Origin of the sequence: Tropicimonas sp. S265A (genome assembly GCF_049800835.1) — a bacterium.
Taxonomy (GTDB): Bacteria; Pseudomonadota; Alphaproteobacteria; order Rhodobacterales; family Rhodobacteraceae; genus Dinoroseobacter.
Genome location: NZ_JBNAFU010000001.1, coordinates 228,113 through 241,879 on the forward strand (window position 1 = coordinate 228,113; position 13,767 = coordinate 241,879).

Below are 13,767 nucleotides of genomic sequence, written 5' to 3' on the forward strand. Positions count from 1 at the left end.
CCCCGTTTTAAGCACAGATCAGGCCCGCCCCCGGTCAGGGGCAGGTCCGGTCACGTCTTGCGGCTCAGCTGCCGGCGGAATGCTTGGCGACGAGCGCCTTGGCATCCTCGACCATGGCCGCGCCGGGCAGGCCCTTGCCGTCCATCTCGGCGGCCCATTCGGCGGTCAGCTCATCGCCCAGCTTGCGCAGTTCCGCGACGGTCGCATCATCCATCGTGTGGATCGTGTTGCCGCGGGCTGAAACGGCCTGTTCGCCCAGATCATCACCCTGATCCATCGCGCGCCCCGCCCAGGCGGAGGTCTCAAGCCCGGAATTGGCGTCGATCACGGCCTTCAGATCGTCGGGCAGGCGGTCATAGGCCGCCGGGTTCATGCCCCAGATGAAGAACGTGTTGTAGAGCGCGCGATCGCCACCGATCTGCGTGTGGCTGTCGGCCAGTTCATCGACCTTGAGCGGCGGCACGATTTCCCACGGGATGACGCCGCCATCGACAACGCCCTTGGACAGTGCCTCGGGAAAAGCCGGAACGGGCATGCCCACCGGGGTCGCCCCAAGGCGTTCGAGCAGCTTGTTGGCCTGCCGTGACGGGCCACGCAGCTTCAGCCCGTCGAAATCGGCCGTGGACATGACCGGATCACCCTTCTTGTGGATGACGCCGGGCCCATGCACATGGACGGCCAGCACCTTGATGTCGCCAAACCGTTCCATCAGGTACTTCTCGGTAAACTCCCACGCGGCCTTGCTGGACGCCTCCCCGGACATCGAGGTCATGAAGGGCAGCTCGAACGCCTCTGATTCAGGAAAACGCCCTGGCGTGTAGGCCGGCAGCGCCCAGCCACAGTCGATCACGCCGTCGCGGATCTGGTCATAAAGCGCGGGCGGTTTGCCCCCAAGCTGCATCGCCGGATAGATCTCGACCTTGATGCGGCCGTTCGAATCCGCCTCGACCTTTTCGGCCCAGGGTTCGATGAAGAATTTCGGTACGGATCCTTGCGGGCTGAGGAAATGCTGACACCGGAGTGTCACTTCCTGCGCGACAACGGCGCTGGCCGAGATGCCGACGAGAACAGCGCCCGCAAGCGCGGACTTCAAATAATGGTTCATGATTTCCTCCCAGTGAACCTATGCGGTCGTGTGGCCGAACATTCTTGTGGTCCAGTCCACGCTGCCTCCGATGGTAGCGACTCGCGCGCAAATGTCGATAACGCAGCACCTATTGCGCGGTACTGAAGGTATCGCAGGCGGCCACCTCCCCGTTCTGGTAACCGCGCGCAAACCAGCCCTCGCGCTGATCGGCGCTGCCATGGGTAAAGGTGTGCGGCCGCGGCACCCGGCCGGCATTGCGTTGCAGCGTATCATCGCCGATCTGGCGCGCGGCGTTCAGCGCTTCTTCCAGATCGCCGGTCTCCAGCGTGCCGAGCCGGGTTTCGGCAAAATGCGCCCAGACGCCTGACAGGCAATCGGCCTGTAACTCGATCAGGACCGAGAGCGCATTGCTCTGGGCTTCGCTGGCGCGGGCGCGCATGGCGTTCACCTGCCCCAGGATGCCAAGCTCGTTCTGCACGTGATGCGCAACCTCGTGCGCAATGACATACGCGGCGGCAAAATCTCCGCGTGCGCCAAGCTGACGCGACAGCGCATCGAAGAACGCGAGGTCGAGATATGCCTTGCGGTCAGCCGGGCAGTAAAACGGCCCCGTTGCCCCGGACGCCCCGCCACAGGGGCTTTGCGTGACCCCGTTGAACAGGACCAGCGTCGGCGGGTCATAGCGGCGATTGAGCTGGGTTTGAAACACCGACGCCCAGACCACCTCCGTATCGGCGAGGGTCACGGCCGCGAACTCGGCGCGTGCCTGCTGCTCGGGCGTGGGAGCGGATGTCTGCATCTGACCCGAGGGGGCGTTCAATCCCCCCTGCCCGGTCAGCATGGGTGTCAGGTCAAACCCGAGGAACCATGCCACCACGACGATCGCGAGGATGCCAAGGCCGCCCCCCATGCCCCCGCGCCGCCCGATAGACACCCGGCGTCCGCTGCGTTGGCCGCGCCGATCCTCGATCCGGCTACTTTGCTTGCGTCCGCGCCATTTCATGGGCGTTCTCCTGTTACTGAACCGACCCAGTTGCGATGTGCGATGCCTTTGCGTGTTGACCCGCCTCAGGCCCCGTGCTGCATGGGATCAAAGCTGACGGAGTATGCGATGATCCGCAAGTTATACGATTGGGTGCTCCGCCTGGCGGAATACCGTGGCATCCTGTCTGTCCGTGGCGAAGCCTGATCTCGTGTCGAGGGCGGGGTTGGATCAAGAAGCTGGAAACATGACGTCAGCGCCAGAGGAGTTCGCGATTTCGCAACGGCTCCACCAACTGGTGGAAGAGGCAGAGGGTCCATCTGTATCACTTGGCTGGGTCATGTCGCAGCTTCACGAGCGCGCGTTCGGGCTGTTCCTTCTGATCCTTGCTTTGCCGTGCTGTATTCCGTTTCTCTATGGCGTTCCACAGATCGTCGCGCTGCCATTGATGTTCGTGTCCGCCCAGATCCTTTTCGGGCGTCAGACGCCCTGGCTGCCAGACAGCCTGCGCGCACGGGAGGTGCAGACCGAGAGCCTGTCGCAACTTGCCTCCCGCGCGGAAGGCTGGCTGCGCCGGATCGAGGCGCTCAGCCGCCCCCGGCTCGCCGCCCTCACGCGCGCGCCTGTCGATCGCGTTGTTGGACTGGCGCTTGTCCTGTTCAGCGCGTCAATCCTCGTGCCGCTTCCGTCGACCAATACCGTCCCCGGCATTGCGGTGGTCGTCGTGGCCATGGGCCTGCTGCAGCGGGATGGGCTGCTCGTCATTCTAGGCGCCCTGATTGGCACGGCGTGGATTGGCACCCTGATCTTTGCCGGAGCGACCCTGATCAGCTTGCTTCGGTCATGGGTCGGTCTGTGATGGCGATTGGTGCACGCTGCTTCAACGCGCCAAGCCTGCTCAGGAGCGAAGAACCGGCAGTCCGCGACTTTATCCTTAGTCGCCTCGCCCTTATGTTCCGGTTATCCCCGCTCTGATCAGCAGCTTGTCAACGATACGGAATTCCGCATGACGCCCTACCTGACCCCGCGAAATATTGCCCTGCTGGCAGCCGCAGGATCAGCGGCGATGCTGTTGGCCGCGTGGGGTTTTCAGCACCTCGGCGGTCTTGCGCCCTGCGCGATGTGCATCTGGCAACGCTGGCCCCATGCGCTTGCGGTGCTGGCAGGGGGATTGTCTTTGATCTCGCCGCTGGCCGCCTGGCTCGGTCTGGGCGGCGCGCTGGCCACGGCGGGGATCGGCGGATTTCACACTGGGGTGGAGCGCGGCTGGTGGGAGGGTCCATCCACCTGCACCTCCGGCTCGATCGAAGGACTGAGCCCCGAAGAACTGCTCAATCAGATCCTCGCGGCCCCGGTGGTGCGGTGCGACGAGGTCCCGTGGGAAATGTTCGGCCTGAGCATGGCCAGCTGGAACATGCTGGTCAGCCTTGGGCTGGCTGGGGTCTGGGCACTTGCCATCCTGAGCGCACGACGCGGCGTCTAGTTCAGGCGCTTCCTGTGCTTTGCAGATTGTTCGGTGTTGATCCGCTGAACCTCGGACAGGCATTTTTCCACTTCGGCGGCAATTTCCGAGTAATCATGCGCCTGCGCAAAATCCCGCAGGTCCTCCAGCACGGTTGGTATCCAGGTATATCCCTTTACAGTACCTTCGGGAAATGACCGTTGCCCGGCATTTGGGCGAACGGCTACTTTACTATCAATTTTTTTCATACGAGCCTTCGAACGATCCGTGAGTGGTGAAGTTGGCTATCGCGTAGGTAGTTTTACCTACTAACTGCTCTCGAAATAACCCATAAAACTACCCGACCCATGAGGCGGTTTGTAAAAACCCATGAAAAAAATCGATGTATACGAGTTATCTGGTCGCCACCTGAAACTGTTCGTGGAGATTTACGACCTGGGCTCGGTCACGGAGGCCGCAAAGCGCATCGGGATCAGCCAGTCGGCGGCGAGCCACGCGTTGGACCGGATGCGCGTGCATCTGGGGGATCCGCTTTTCGTGCGCGTCGGACGCCAGATCGTGCCGACCGACAGGGCCAATGGCATCTATGCCACGGCGGTCGGGGTTCTGGCGGATATCGAAAGCATGGTGGCGGAGGATGGCCTGTCATTCCAGAGCTTTGGCAAGCCGATCACCATCGCCTCCAACACCACCGAGATGCTGTCCGTTCTCAGCCGCTTGAAAAACCTGATCCGGGCAGATGCCCCGGAGGTTTCGATCCGCTTCATCGATTCCGGCAACAGGTCCAACGTCCGCACCCTGCTGGAAAATGGAACAGCCGACCTTGTGCTGGCTGCTGCGCAGTCAAGCTATCCGCTTGCAATCAAGTGGACCCATCTCTTTTCGGATCGGATCGTCTGCTTTCATGATGCAGATGTCAGCGCACCTGCGCGGACGATGGAGGCATATGCCAACGCAACCCACGGGACGCTCGATTTTGGCGGGGACGACCAGAGCATCGTCAGCACCGCGGTGGAGAAATACGGGCTGCACCGGAAAATCGCGATCGCGGCCTCCAACTCCTACGTTCTTAGCCGCCTGATGCGGGGAACCGCGCATTACGCAACCCTTGGACAAGGCCTGTCGGAGATGGCCTTTGACGGGTTCGCGCAGTTCGACCCGCCTTTCGAACTGCCGCAGCTGAACTTTCATGCCGTCTGGCACCGCCGCAGCACGCATCTGGCACGCCACAGGTGGCTCCTGCGGCTGGTGGAGGAAGCCGCCGGCACCCTCGATCGGCATCCGCAGATCGGTTAAGGTCTAGTGGATCGGGAACTCGCCCACGACGTTGCGCCACTCCCCCGGGGAGATCATCTTGCGATGGGCAAACCGGACCGAGTGCAGGGGGCCTTCGATCTGGTCGTGCCAGAACTCGATAAACTTGAACAGTTGCGGATAGTCAGGCGCAAGGTCGTAGTCCTGCCAGATAAAGGTGTTCAGCACATGCGGATGATCCGGCATGTGGTAGTACATCTCTGCCGTGGTCAGACCGTATCCCTTGAGCATCAATTCCGTCTTGTCGGTATCCATTTCTTCCTCGTCAAATCACCCCGCGAGTCGATCGGGCCATAGATCTACTTATAAATCAATAAAAACAGCATGTTATCACTCGGTCGGGATGGCTGCTCATATCCTGAATGCGAAACTTGTGATCTAGATGCAGGTAGTGGTATACTGCTCGCACCTAAATATTGTGCACTCTGCAAAGGACGGCCGCTTACGTGACCGACACCCCTGAACCTCCTGAAAACATGGACGAAACCGCGCCAGAGCGCCCGGAATTCGGCGGACCGTCAATATCGATCGAGGAGGAAATGAAATCCTCCTATCTCGACTACGCGATGAGCGTGATCGTTTCGCGGGCAATTCCGGATTTGCGTGACGGACTGAAGCCGGTGCACCGCCGGATTCTTTACGCCATGCACGAGACCGGCAACAGCCACGACAAGCCCTATCGCAAGTCCGCGCGCCCCGTGGGCGACGTGATGGGCAAGTACCACCCGCATGGCGACAGCGCGATCTATGACGCGCTGGTACGGATGGCGCAGGACTTCTCCATGAGCCTGCCCTTGCTGGATGGTCAGGGCAATTTCGGGTCGATGGATGGCGATAACCCGGCGGCGATGCGCTATACCGAGGTGCGCATGGACAAGCCCGCAGCGTCGCTGCTGGCAGATATCGAAAAAGACACGGTCGACTTTCAGGACAACTATGACGGCAAGGACCAGGAGCCCACGGTTCTGCCGGCGCGTTTTCCCAATATGCTGGTCAACGGTGCGGGCGGGATTGCCGTCGGCATGGCGACGAACATCCCGCCACACAATCTGGGCGAAGTGGTCGATGCCACGCTCGCGCTGATCGAAGAGCCGGACCTGGGCACCGAAGACCTGATGCAATACGTGCCTGCCCCGGATTTTCCGACCGGCGGGATCATTCTGGGCCGTGGAGGCGCGCGCAAGGCGTATCTGGAGGGGCGCGGATCAGTGATCATCCGCGCCAAGACCCGGATCGAGGAGATCCGCAAGGACCGTTACGCCATCGTGCTGGATGAGATCCCGTATCAGGTCAACAAGGCCTCGATGATCGAGAAGATTGCCGAACTGGTCCGTGACAAGCGGATTGAGGGTATCGCCCATGTTCAGGACGAATCCGACCGGGTCGGCGTGCGCGTGGTGATCGAGTTGAAGCGAGACGCAACAGCCGAGGTGGTGTTGAACCAGCTCTATCGCTTCACACCGATGCAGACCTCTTTCGGGTGCAACATGCTGGCGCTGAACGGCGGGCGGCCAGAACAGCTGACTCTGCGGGATTTCCTAAAACATTTCATAACGTTCCGCGAAGAAGTCGTTGCGCGCCGGACGGCCTATGACTTGCGCAAGGCGCGCGAGCGCAGCCATGTCCTGTGCGGCCTTGCCGTCGCGGTGTCCAACGTGGACGAGGTTGTGGCGACCATCCGGGCCTCTGCCGATGCCGCCGAAGCCCGCGAGAAACTGATGGAACGGCGCTGGCCCGCACAAGAGATCGCGCCGTTTATCCAGTTGATCGACGATCCAACGCATACGATGAACGAAGACGGCACCTACAATCTGTCCGAGACGCAAGCACGCGCGATCCTTGATCTGCGCCTGCAACGCCTGACCCAGCTTGGCGTCAAGGAAGTGACGGACGAACTTCAGGATCTGGCCGCCAAGATCAAGGATTACCTCGATATCCTGCGCTCAAGGTCGCGGATCATGTCGATCATCTCGGACGAGCTGCGGGAGGTGCGTGAACAGTTCGCCGTGCCCCGCCGGACCGAGATTGTCGACTGGTCTGGTGATATGGAGGATGAAGACCTTATCGAGAAGGAAGATATGGTCGTCACCGTCACGTCCGGCGGCTATATCAAGCGCACCCCTTTGGTCGATTTCCGCGCGCAACGGCGGGGCGGCAAGGGACTGGCCGGGATGGCCACCAAGGAAGACGATGTCGTCACGACCCTGTTCGTGGCAAACACGCACACGCCGCTACTGGTCTTCACCACGGATGGGATGGTCTACAAGCTGAAGACGTGGCGGCTGCCCTCTGGCGGGCGCAACGCGCGGGGCAAGGCCCTCGTCAACGTGCTGCCCATCGATCCGGGCACCTCCATCGCGGCGATCATGCCGGTGGACCGGGAAGAAGAAGACTGGGCCGATTTGCAGATCGTCTTTGCAACCTCTGCCGGAGATGTGCGCCGTAACGCCTTGTCGGACTTCACGAATGTGATGCGCAATGGCAAGATCGCCATGAAGCTGCCCGAAGGGGTGAGCCTTGTGAAAGCGCGCATCTGCTCGGAAGACGATGACGTGATGCTGGTCACGGCCATGGGACGGGCGATCCGCTTCCGGTCCACGGATGTACGGGTGTTCAAGGGGCGCGATTCCACCGGCGTGCGGGGCGTTCGGCTCGGTGCGGAGGACAGCGTGGTATCGATGGCGGTGATCCGCCATTTCGAGGCCGATCCTCAGGAGCGCGCCGCTTACCTCAAGCAGCGGCGCCTGATGGCTGGCGTGACCGAAGACCCGGAAACGGATGAAGAGGATGCAACACCCGGCAATCTGAGCCCGGAGCGGTATGCGGAAATGTCGGCCGCCGAAGACCTGATCCTGACCATAACGACAGGCGGCACGGGCAAGATCAGTTCCAGTCACGACTACCCCGTACGCGGGCGTGGCGGCCAGGGGGTTGCCGCGATGGACAAGGGTCTGCGCGGCGGGCCGCTTGTTGCATGTTTCCCCGTGGATATGGATGACCAGATCATGCTTGTCACCTCCACCGGGCAATCGATCCGGTGCCCGATTGACGGGATCAGCTTCCGCTCGCGCAGCGCCGGCGGGGTGAAAGTGTTCGACACGGCAAAGGACGAGCACGTCGTCTCTGTCGCCTATATCGCAGATCAAGGCGATGACGGTGACGAGGATGCGCCGGAGGCCTGAGGTCTTCACCAATGCGAAACACCTGCGCACAAACAGTGCGCAGTTTGTGTCAGGACAGGTGCATTATTTTGGCAGCTTCATGCCTTAACTAACTGAGATAATTGCGCTTTCTTTGTTGGGGTGTATCTGCGAGAACTGCGGTGCTGCGGGGGGGAGACCCTGCAGACCTTTTTTCGCTGTTTCGGGATACACCGATGTTGACTTTTGTCCGCGCCATGAGCGTTGTCCTGGCCATGGCCCCCCAGCTTGTCGCGACCTCTGTACGCGCGCAGCCCGACCTCGGCGTGGCTGGGCTTGTCGTCGACGTCGGTCTTGACGATGACGCCGGCTTTGGCCTGGCGCAACTCGACACGGCCGTCACGCCGGTGCATGGGTTGCAACTTGACCTTGGCCTGATCGATTACAACGCCGGGGCGGTTGGTCAGATCGCGGCCCATGCCTACATGATGCCGACCGAGGGACAGAAATACGGGCTGTTCGCCGTTCTGGGTGATGCAGATGAACGCTCCCGCACGTATGGAACCATTGGGATCGAAGGGCTTTTTTCGATCATGCCGAACACGACGCTTGGCCTCGGTGGCGGGATTGGCCTCGCTGACCCGGGCAGCTGGGATTTCATCTACCTCGATGCCGGACTGAGCCATGCGATCGGGCCCGGCTTTCGCATCGACTACGGCCTGACCCTGACTGAGATCGATGAAGAGGCGATGGACACCATCGGAACAGAAGCCCGGATTGGCATCCGTTATGCCGCTCCCAAAGCGCCGTGGGGTGCCTTCGCGGAGGCCCGGTATGACGAGCTGGACGGCGATGACGACACCACGTTTCGCGCCGGGCTCAGTTTTACCTTCGGACGCGGCGGCGGGTTCGACCCTGAGGATCGGATGTTCCGTACCGCAGATCCGCTTGGGCCCCTGTTCCGGCGCGGGCAGCTCTAAGCCCCCTCTTTTCAACGCCCGGCCCGCGCGTTACATCGCGGGGCATGAAAGAGCGTATCCATATCATCGGCGGCGGCATGGCCGGGTCCGAGGCGGCGTGGCAGATCGCCCACGCAGGCGTGCCCGTGACCATCCATGAAATGCGCCCCAAGGTCGAAACCTTTGCGCACAAGACCGGCTATATGGCCGAGATGGTCTGTTCGAACTCGTTTCGCTCTGATGACGATGAACAGAACGCCGTCGGTCTTTTGCATTGGGAAATGCGGGCGGCCAACGGTCTGATCATGACCACGGCGGACAAGCACGCGCTGCCGGCTGGCGGCGCGCTGGCCGTGGACCGCGACGCGTTCGCAGCCGAAGTCACCGCACACCTGCAAGCGCACCCGCTGATCGAGATCGAGGAAGGTGAGATCACCGCCCTGCCCGATCAGGGTCGCTGGATCGTTGCCACCGGACCGTTGACCGGCAGTGGCCTGGCAGCGTCCATCGCAGACGCGGCGGGTCAGGCCAGTCTGGCGTTTTTCGATGCCATCGCCCCGATCGTCTATGCGGACAGTATCGACATGGACACCGCCTGGCGACAATCGCGCTATGACAAGGGCGACACGCTTGAGCAACAACAGGCCTATATCAACTGCCCGATGACGCGCGACCAGTACGAGGCGTTCATCGATGCGCTGCTGGCCGCCGAGAAGACCGAGTTCAAACCAGGTGAGACCGCGGGATATTTCGACGGATGCCTGCCGATCGAGGTCATGGCCGAGCGCGGGCGAGAGACGCTGCGACACGGGCCGATGAAACCCGTTGGCCTGACCAACCCGCACGATCCCGAAACCAAGGCGCATGCGGTCGTGCAACTGCGCCGGGACAATGCTCTGGGAACGCTCTACAACATCGTCGGATTCCAGACGAAAATGAAGTACGGCGCGCAGACCGAGGTGTTCCGGATGATCCCGGGCCTTCAAGACGCACGTTTTGCGCGGCTCGGCGGAATCCATCGCAACACGTTCATCAATTCGCCCACCTTGCTGGATGCGCAGATGCGCATGCGGTCGCGCCCCAACCTGCGGTTTGCCGGTCAGATCACCGGTGTCGAAGGTTATGTCGAATCCGCCGCCATGGGTCTTCTGGCCGGGCGCATGGCCGCGGCAGAGGCACTTGGGCACGATCTGCTGCCGCCGCCTGGAAGCACTGCGATGGGCGCGCTGATCCATCACATCACCGGCGGGGCCGAGGCCAAGACTTTTCAGCCGATGAACGTCAACTTCGGGCTGTTTCCGCCGATCGAGGCGCGCGGCGGGCGACGGGGTCGCAAGGAACGCTACAAGGCCTATACGGACCGCGCCAAAGCCGATTTCGCGGCATGGTTGTCGGCGCAACAATCGGGCGCTGACGCGGCCTGATCGGGGTGATTACCCGCTTTGCCCCCTCGCCCACCGGGCCGCTGCATCTGGGGCACGCGTTTTCCGCCCTGACGGCTTGGGCCATGGCACAGGCCTCAGGTGGGACGTTCCTGCTGCGGATCGAGGATATTGACCAGAGCCGAGCGCGCCCCGAGTGGGAAGCCCTGATTTACGAGGACTTGCACTGGCTTGGACTTGAATGGCCGGAACCGGTGCTGCGCCAGTCAGAGAGGCTTGCTGCCTATGACACAGCCCTCGACAAGCTCTGGGCGGACGGGATTTTGTACCCGTGCAGTTGCTCAAGACGCGACATCGAGGCGGCTGCGAGCGCCCCGCAGGAAGGCGCGCCACTGCTCGGCCCCGATGGCGTGGTCTATCCCGGCACGTGTCGCAACACGCAGCCGCGCACGGGCATGCGCCCGACAGACGCTGTGCTGCGCCTAGATACTGCTGCGGCCATGGCGCAACTGGAGGCTGTCACGTTCGACGAGACTGGCGCGGGCCCGAAAGGTGAGACAGGCGAAATCACGACCGACCGCGCGGCGATGGTCCAGACGATCGGCGACGTTGTTCTGGCCCGTCGAGAGATGGGCACATCCTACCATTTGTCGGTGGTTGTCGACGATGCCTTTCAGCAGGTCAGCCACGTAACGCGCGGCATGGACCTGTTCGAGGCAACGCCCATCCATGTCGTGCTGCAACGCCTGCTCGATTTGCCGACACCGGCGTATCATCATCACAGGCTGATCCGGGATGCGCAGGGCAAGAGACTGGCCAAACGTGACGATGCGCGGGCGATCAGGCTGTTTCGGCAGGAAGGCTGGACGCCAGATCAAGTGCGGCATGAAATCGGCGTTAAATCAGGTGGTTTCTCGCCATAGTTCATATGCACTGCGAACCGTATCCTCGCACTGTGCCGCAAGGGCCTTGCGATCATGGACATCCCGAAGGGCAATCGGCGGGTGAAATGTGATCTCTACACTGCCGTTGCGGCGCATCGCGAGCACGTGCAACAGGTGCCCGCCAAAATCCATATCGCCCCACCAGCCGTAAAACCGTGGGTCTTCGCCTTCGGGCGCGGTGTAGAGAACCGACATCGGCTGGATATGCAGGATATCCCTCAAATCCGGCGCGAAGAACGCCGCGAAAAGCGTTGGTTTGAAAGGTAAAACACGCTGTCCATCTGAGCTTGTTCCTTCGGGGAAGAACAGCAGCTTGTGCCCGGCGGTCAGGCGAGCCTCGAACAGGTCGGACTGGGCTTTGGCCTCGCGCCGGTCGCGGGTGATAAACACAGTGCCCGTTGCACGCGCGAGCCATCCAATCCCGGGCCACTTGGCGACCTCGGCCTTGGAGACGAAATAGATCCGCTGGAAGGCGTTCAGCGTAAAGATATCGAGCCAGCTTGAATGGTTGGCCACCACAGCCCCGCGCTGATCCATCGGGCGACCTGTGACGGTCACGGAAAACCCCATGAAAAACAAGGCACTCCGGCACACGCCTTGCGTGATCCACGGAGTGACCGGGCGGCGCAGACCGCAGAGGGGCCGCTCGACCAAGCGGATGAGCAACAGCAGGATCAAGCCCCCGTAGGTGATCAGCACAATTGGCAACCCGCGCAGCACAATGCGTATCCATCCCATCGCGGTGATGGACGGCATCCGGGGCACCGTGTCCGAGGTCCATGTGCTCACGCGCTCAGGCCCCGTGTGTAGAATCCGCGATGTTTTTCGGACATGCGGTGGACGTCCACGACCAGACAGACATCCGTGGTGTTGAACGCATGATCGACAAACGCCCCCTCGCCCACATACCCCCCGAGCCGCAGATATCCCTTGATCAGGGCCGGAATCGCCTTGACCGCGGCCACGCGGTCAATCTGGGTCGGCGGAAGGATATCCATCGCGCGGGCATGTTCCGTGCGGGCGGTTACGCGCAGTTCGGGAGGGGCAAGATGGCGGTCATGCAGGTGACTGAGCGGTTGCGCAAGCCGGCCCACATCGGTGCCGTGAAAACTCGCTACACCGAACAGAACCTCGATCTCGCGCTCCAGTACGTAGCGCGCAAGGGCCGACCACATTTCCGCCAGCGCGGTGCCGCCGCGATAGTCGCGGTGCAGGCAGGACCGCCCGAGTTCCAGCAGCGGGCGCCCGCCATCGCGCAAAGGTGTGATGTCGTACTCGCCCTCGGTATAAAACGCACCGATCTCGGCCACCCGTGTTCCGGGCATCAGGCGATACACACCCACAACGGGATGTGCATCGCGGGTCGTGTCCTCAAGCAGGAGGTGATCGTAGACCGGATCGAACGCGTCCGTTTCAAGGCGCTGATCATGATCCACACCGGTGCCGCCTCCGCCAAGCTCGGCCACGAACACCTCGTAACGCAGACGTTGCGCGGCCCGCAAATCCGCATCGGTCTCGGCAAGTCTGGTCTGAAACTGAGGTCTGGCGGGCGGCATGGGGCTCCGGTCTTTTGTGCCCGTCTTAGAAAGCCCCTGAACGGATTGCAACTGATCCCGGCTTGACACAACTTTTAGTTGATGCGCTATTGGTCACGTACACTCAAAGGCGCTCAATCCAGATCAAAAACGCGATCCAGAGCAACGCGCCGTCCATCGAGCACGACTTTCCCCTCGTGCTGAAAATTGACAGTGATGCGAGAGTTTATGTTCGATTGTACCTGCCCGATACCCCAGTCCGGCTGCGCAGGGTGGCGCACCAGCATTCCCGGTTCGAGGATGGAATTCAGCTCTGACATGAGGCTCATCTCCTTTTGGTCAGGGCCCCGCACACCGCGGGGGCGCCCCGATGCCTGATCGCAATTTGACGACGCTGGTCGGATCACGCATCTGCCATGATCTTATTAGCCCGCTCGGGGCGATCGGCAATGGTCTGGAGCTGTTGCAGATGTCAGGTCGCGCGGACAGCCCTGAGGTTGCCCTGATCGCCGACAGCCTGGAAAACGCGACGGCGCGCATCCGGTTCTTTCGTGTCGCTTACGGGGATGCGAAGCCCGACCAGCAAATCTCGGGACACGAGATCGCGAGCGCCCTGCGCAGCGGTCTGGGCAACACCCGGTTGGTGGTCGAATTTGACGCCGTCGACATGGAAAGGCAGACCGCCCGGCTGCTGTTTCTGGCCCTGCAATGCCTGGAAACGGCCATGCCCTACGGCGGCACGATCACGATCGACCTGTCCGGGCAGTCGCTGTCGCTCGTGGGACGCGCGGATCGGTTCGCGCGCGAAGAAGCCCTGTGGGAAAATCTGACAGCGACGGCAGGGAGTTACGAGCTTCGCCCAGCACAGGTCCAGTTCGCCCTTTTACGCAGTCTGTGCGACGATGAAAAGCGCACCCTCACGGTCGCGCAGGACGACACGACCATCTCGATCGCGTTGTAGC

The 13,767-nt window shown here is 61.9% G+C and carries 15 protein-coding genes; 8 read left to right on the plus strand and 7 right to left on the minus strand.

Annotated features, from left to right (window positions below; all coding sequences use genetic code 11):
* Nucleotides 1-64: 64 nt before the first annotated feature.
* On the minus strand, nucleotides 65-1,105 hold the full coding sequence (locus ACP15N_RS01145) for a TRAP transporter substrate-binding protein (protein ID WP_425090381.1): 1,041 nt from the start codon (nucleotides 1,103-1,105) through the stop codon (nucleotides 65-67).
* Nucleotides 1,106-1,214: 109 nt separating this feature from the next.
* Complete coding sequence (gene ypfJ, locus ACP15N_RS01150; RefSeq protein ID WP_425090382.1) at nucleotides 1,215-2,090, minus strand: KPN_02809 family neutral zinc metallopeptidase; 876 nt, start codon at nucleotides 2,088-2,090, stop codon at nucleotides 1,215-1,217.
* Between the two features lie 226 nt (nucleotides 2,091-2,316).
* On the opposite strand from ypfJ, the gene ACP15N_RS01155 reads away from it, so the two are divergent.
* Nucleotides 2,317-2,928: an exopolysaccharide biosynthesis protein gene (locus ACP15N_RS01155; RefSeq protein WP_425090383.1), complete on the plus strand. Its 612-nt coding sequence runs from the start codon at nucleotides 2,317-2,319 to the stop codon at nucleotides 2,926-2,928.
* A gap of 147 nt (nucleotides 2,929-3,075) precedes the next feature.
* A complete protein-coding gene (locus ACP15N_RS01160) occupies nucleotides 3,076-3,552 on the plus strand; it encodes a disulfide bond formation protein B (RefSeq protein WP_425090384.1) in 477 nt (158 codons plus the stop codon).
* Here the strand turns inward: ACP15N_RS01160 and ACP15N_RS01165 are convergent.
* Nucleotides 3,549-3,779 carry a hypothetical protein gene (locus ACP15N_RS01165; RefSeq protein WP_425090385.1) on the minus strand — a complete coding sequence of 77 codons (231 nt, stop codon included), beginning with the start codon at nucleotides 3,777-3,779 and terminating at the stop codon, nucleotides 3,549-3,551. The genes ACP15N_RS01160 and ACP15N_RS01165 overlap by 4 nt on opposite strands.
* A 121-nt stretch (nucleotides 3,780-3,900) precedes the next feature.
* On the opposite strand from ACP15N_RS01165, the gene ACP15N_RS01170 reads away from it, so the two are divergent.
* Nucleotides 3,901-4,827, plus strand: coding sequence for a LysR family transcriptional regulator (locus tag ACP15N_RS01170; RefSeq protein ID WP_425090386.1), 927 nt, complete (start codon nucleotides 3,901-3,903; stop codon nucleotides 4,825-4,827).
* A 3-nt stretch (nucleotides 4,828-4,830) separates the two neighbouring features.
* Here ACP15N_RS01170 and ACP15N_RS01175 read toward each other — a convergent pair whose 3' ends face one another.
* Entirely contained in the window at nucleotides 4,831-5,100 is a 270-nt protein-coding gene (locus tag ACP15N_RS01175) for an usg protein (RefSeq protein ID WP_425090387.1), read from the minus strand.
* Between the two features lie 191 nt (nucleotides 5,101-5,291).
* Between ACP15N_RS01175 and gyrA the strand changes: the two genes are divergently transcribed.
* From gyrA to gluQRS, 4 genes are all read left to right on the plus strand, one after another.
* Nucleotides 5,292-8,027 (plus strand): DNA gyrase subunit A, encoded by a 2,736-nt coding sequence (gene gyrA / locus ACP15N_RS01180; protein WP_425090388.1) that lies wholly within the window; start codon nucleotides 5,292-5,294, stop codon nucleotides 8,025-8,027.
* A gap of 194 nt (nucleotides 8,028-8,221) precedes the next feature.
* Nucleotides 8,222-8,965, plus strand: a complete 744-nt coding sequence (locus ACP15N_RS01185) for a hypothetical protein (protein ID WP_425090389.1) — start codon at nucleotides 8,222-8,224, stop codon at nucleotides 8,963-8,965.
* Between the two features lie 44 nt (nucleotides 8,966-9,009).
* The gene (trmFO, locus tag ACP15N_RS01190; RefSeq protein WP_425090390.1) at nucleotides 9,010-10,368 is read left to right on the plus strand and encodes a methylenetetrahydrofolate--tRNA-(uracil(54)-C(5))-methyltransferase (FADH(2)-oxidizing) TrmFO; all 1,359 of its coding nucleotides are present in this window, start codon (nucleotides 9,010-9,012) and stop codon (nucleotides 10,366-10,368) included.
* Between the two features lie 5 nt (nucleotides 10,369-10,373).
* Complete coding sequence (gene gluQRS, locus ACP15N_RS01195; RefSeq protein ID WP_425090391.1) at nucleotides 10,374-11,249, plus strand: tRNA glutamyl-Q(34) synthetase GluQRS; 876 nt, start codon at nucleotides 10,374-10,376, stop codon at nucleotides 11,247-11,249.
* On the opposite strand, the gene ACP15N_RS01200 is transcribed toward gluQRS, so the two are convergent.
* The 3 genes from ACP15N_RS01200 to ACP15N_RS01210 form a co-directional block, all read right to left on the minus strand.
* Nucleotides 11,229-12,059, minus strand: coding sequence for a lysophospholipid acyltransferase family protein (locus ACP15N_RS01200; RefSeq protein WP_425090392.1), 831 nt, complete (start codon nucleotides 12,057-12,059; stop codon nucleotides 11,229-11,231). The two genes, gluQRS and ACP15N_RS01200, sit on opposite strands and share 21 nt — an antisense overlap.
* The gene (locus tag ACP15N_RS01205) at nucleotides 12,056-12,826 is read right to left on the minus strand and encodes a GNAT family N-acetyltransferase (RefSeq protein WP_425090393.1); all 771 of its coding nucleotides are present in this window, start codon (nucleotides 12,824-12,826) and stop codon (nucleotides 12,056-12,058) included. The genes ACP15N_RS01200 and ACP15N_RS01205 overlap by 4 nt, the downstream gene beginning before the upstream one ends.
* Nucleotides 12,827-12,939: 113 nt before the next feature.
* Complete coding sequence (locus tag ACP15N_RS01210; protein ID WP_425090394.1) at nucleotides 12,940-13,125, minus strand: DUF3553 domain-containing protein; 186 nt, start codon at nucleotides 13,123-13,125, stop codon at nucleotides 12,940-12,942.
* A gap of 50 nt (nucleotides 13,126-13,175) precedes the next feature.
* Between ACP15N_RS01210 and ACP15N_RS01215 the strand changes: the two genes are divergently transcribed.
* Nucleotides 13,176-13,766, plus strand: a complete 591-nt coding sequence (locus tag ACP15N_RS01215; protein WP_425090395.1) for a histidine phosphotransferase family protein — start codon at nucleotides 13,176-13,178, stop codon at nucleotides 13,764-13,766.
* The last annotated feature ends 1 nt before the right edge of the window (nucleotide 13,767 follow it).

Bases quoted from the DNA above. Each gene is read 5' to 3' on its own strand.
- ACP15N_RS01145 (WP_425090381.1), bottom strand. From the start codon at position 1,105: ATGAACCATTATTTGAAGTCCGCGCTTGCGGGCGCTGTTCTCGTCGGC.
- ypfJ (WP_425090382.1), bottom strand. From the start codon at position 2,090: ATGAAATGGCGCGGACGCAAGCAAAGTAGCCGGATCGAGGATCGGCGC.
- ACP15N_RS01155 (WP_425090383.1), top strand. From the start codon at position 2,317: ATGACGTCAGCGCCAGAGGAGTTCGCGATTTCGCAACGGCTCCACCAA.
- ACP15N_RS01160 (WP_425090384.1), top strand. From the start codon at position 3,076: ATGACGCCCTACCTGACCCCGCGAAATATTGCCCTGCTGGCAGCCGCA.
- ACP15N_RS01165 (WP_425090385.1), bottom strand. From the start codon at position 3,779: ATGAAAAAAATTGATAGTAAAGTAGCCGTTCGCCCAAATGCCGGGCAA.
- ACP15N_RS01170 (WP_425090386.1), top strand. From the start codon at position 3,901: ATGAAAAAAATCGATGTATACGAGTTATCTGGTCGCCACCTGAAACTG.
- ACP15N_RS01175 (WP_425090387.1), bottom strand. From the start codon at position 5,100: ATGGATACCGACAAGACGGAATTGATGCTCAAGGGATACGGTCTGACC.
- ACP15N_RS01185 (WP_425090389.1), top strand. From the start codon at position 8,222: ATGTTGACTTTTGTCCGCGCCATGAGCGTTGTCCTGGCCATGGCCCCC.
- trmFO (WP_425090390.1), top strand. From the start codon at position 9,010: ATGAAAGAGCGTATCCATATCATCGGCGGCGGCATGGCCGGGTCCGAG.
- ACP15N_RS01205 (WP_425090393.1), bottom strand. From the start codon at position 12,826: ATGCCGCCCGCCAGACCTCAGTTTCAGACCAGACTTGCCGAGACCGAT.
- ACP15N_RS01210 (WP_425090394.1), bottom strand. From the start codon at position 13,125: ATGTCAGAGCTGAATTCCATCCTCGAACCGGGAATGCTGGTGCGCCAC.
- ACP15N_RS01215 (WP_425090395.1), top strand. From the start codon at position 13,176: ATGCCTGATCGCAATTTGACGACGCTGGTCGGATCACGCATCTGCCAT.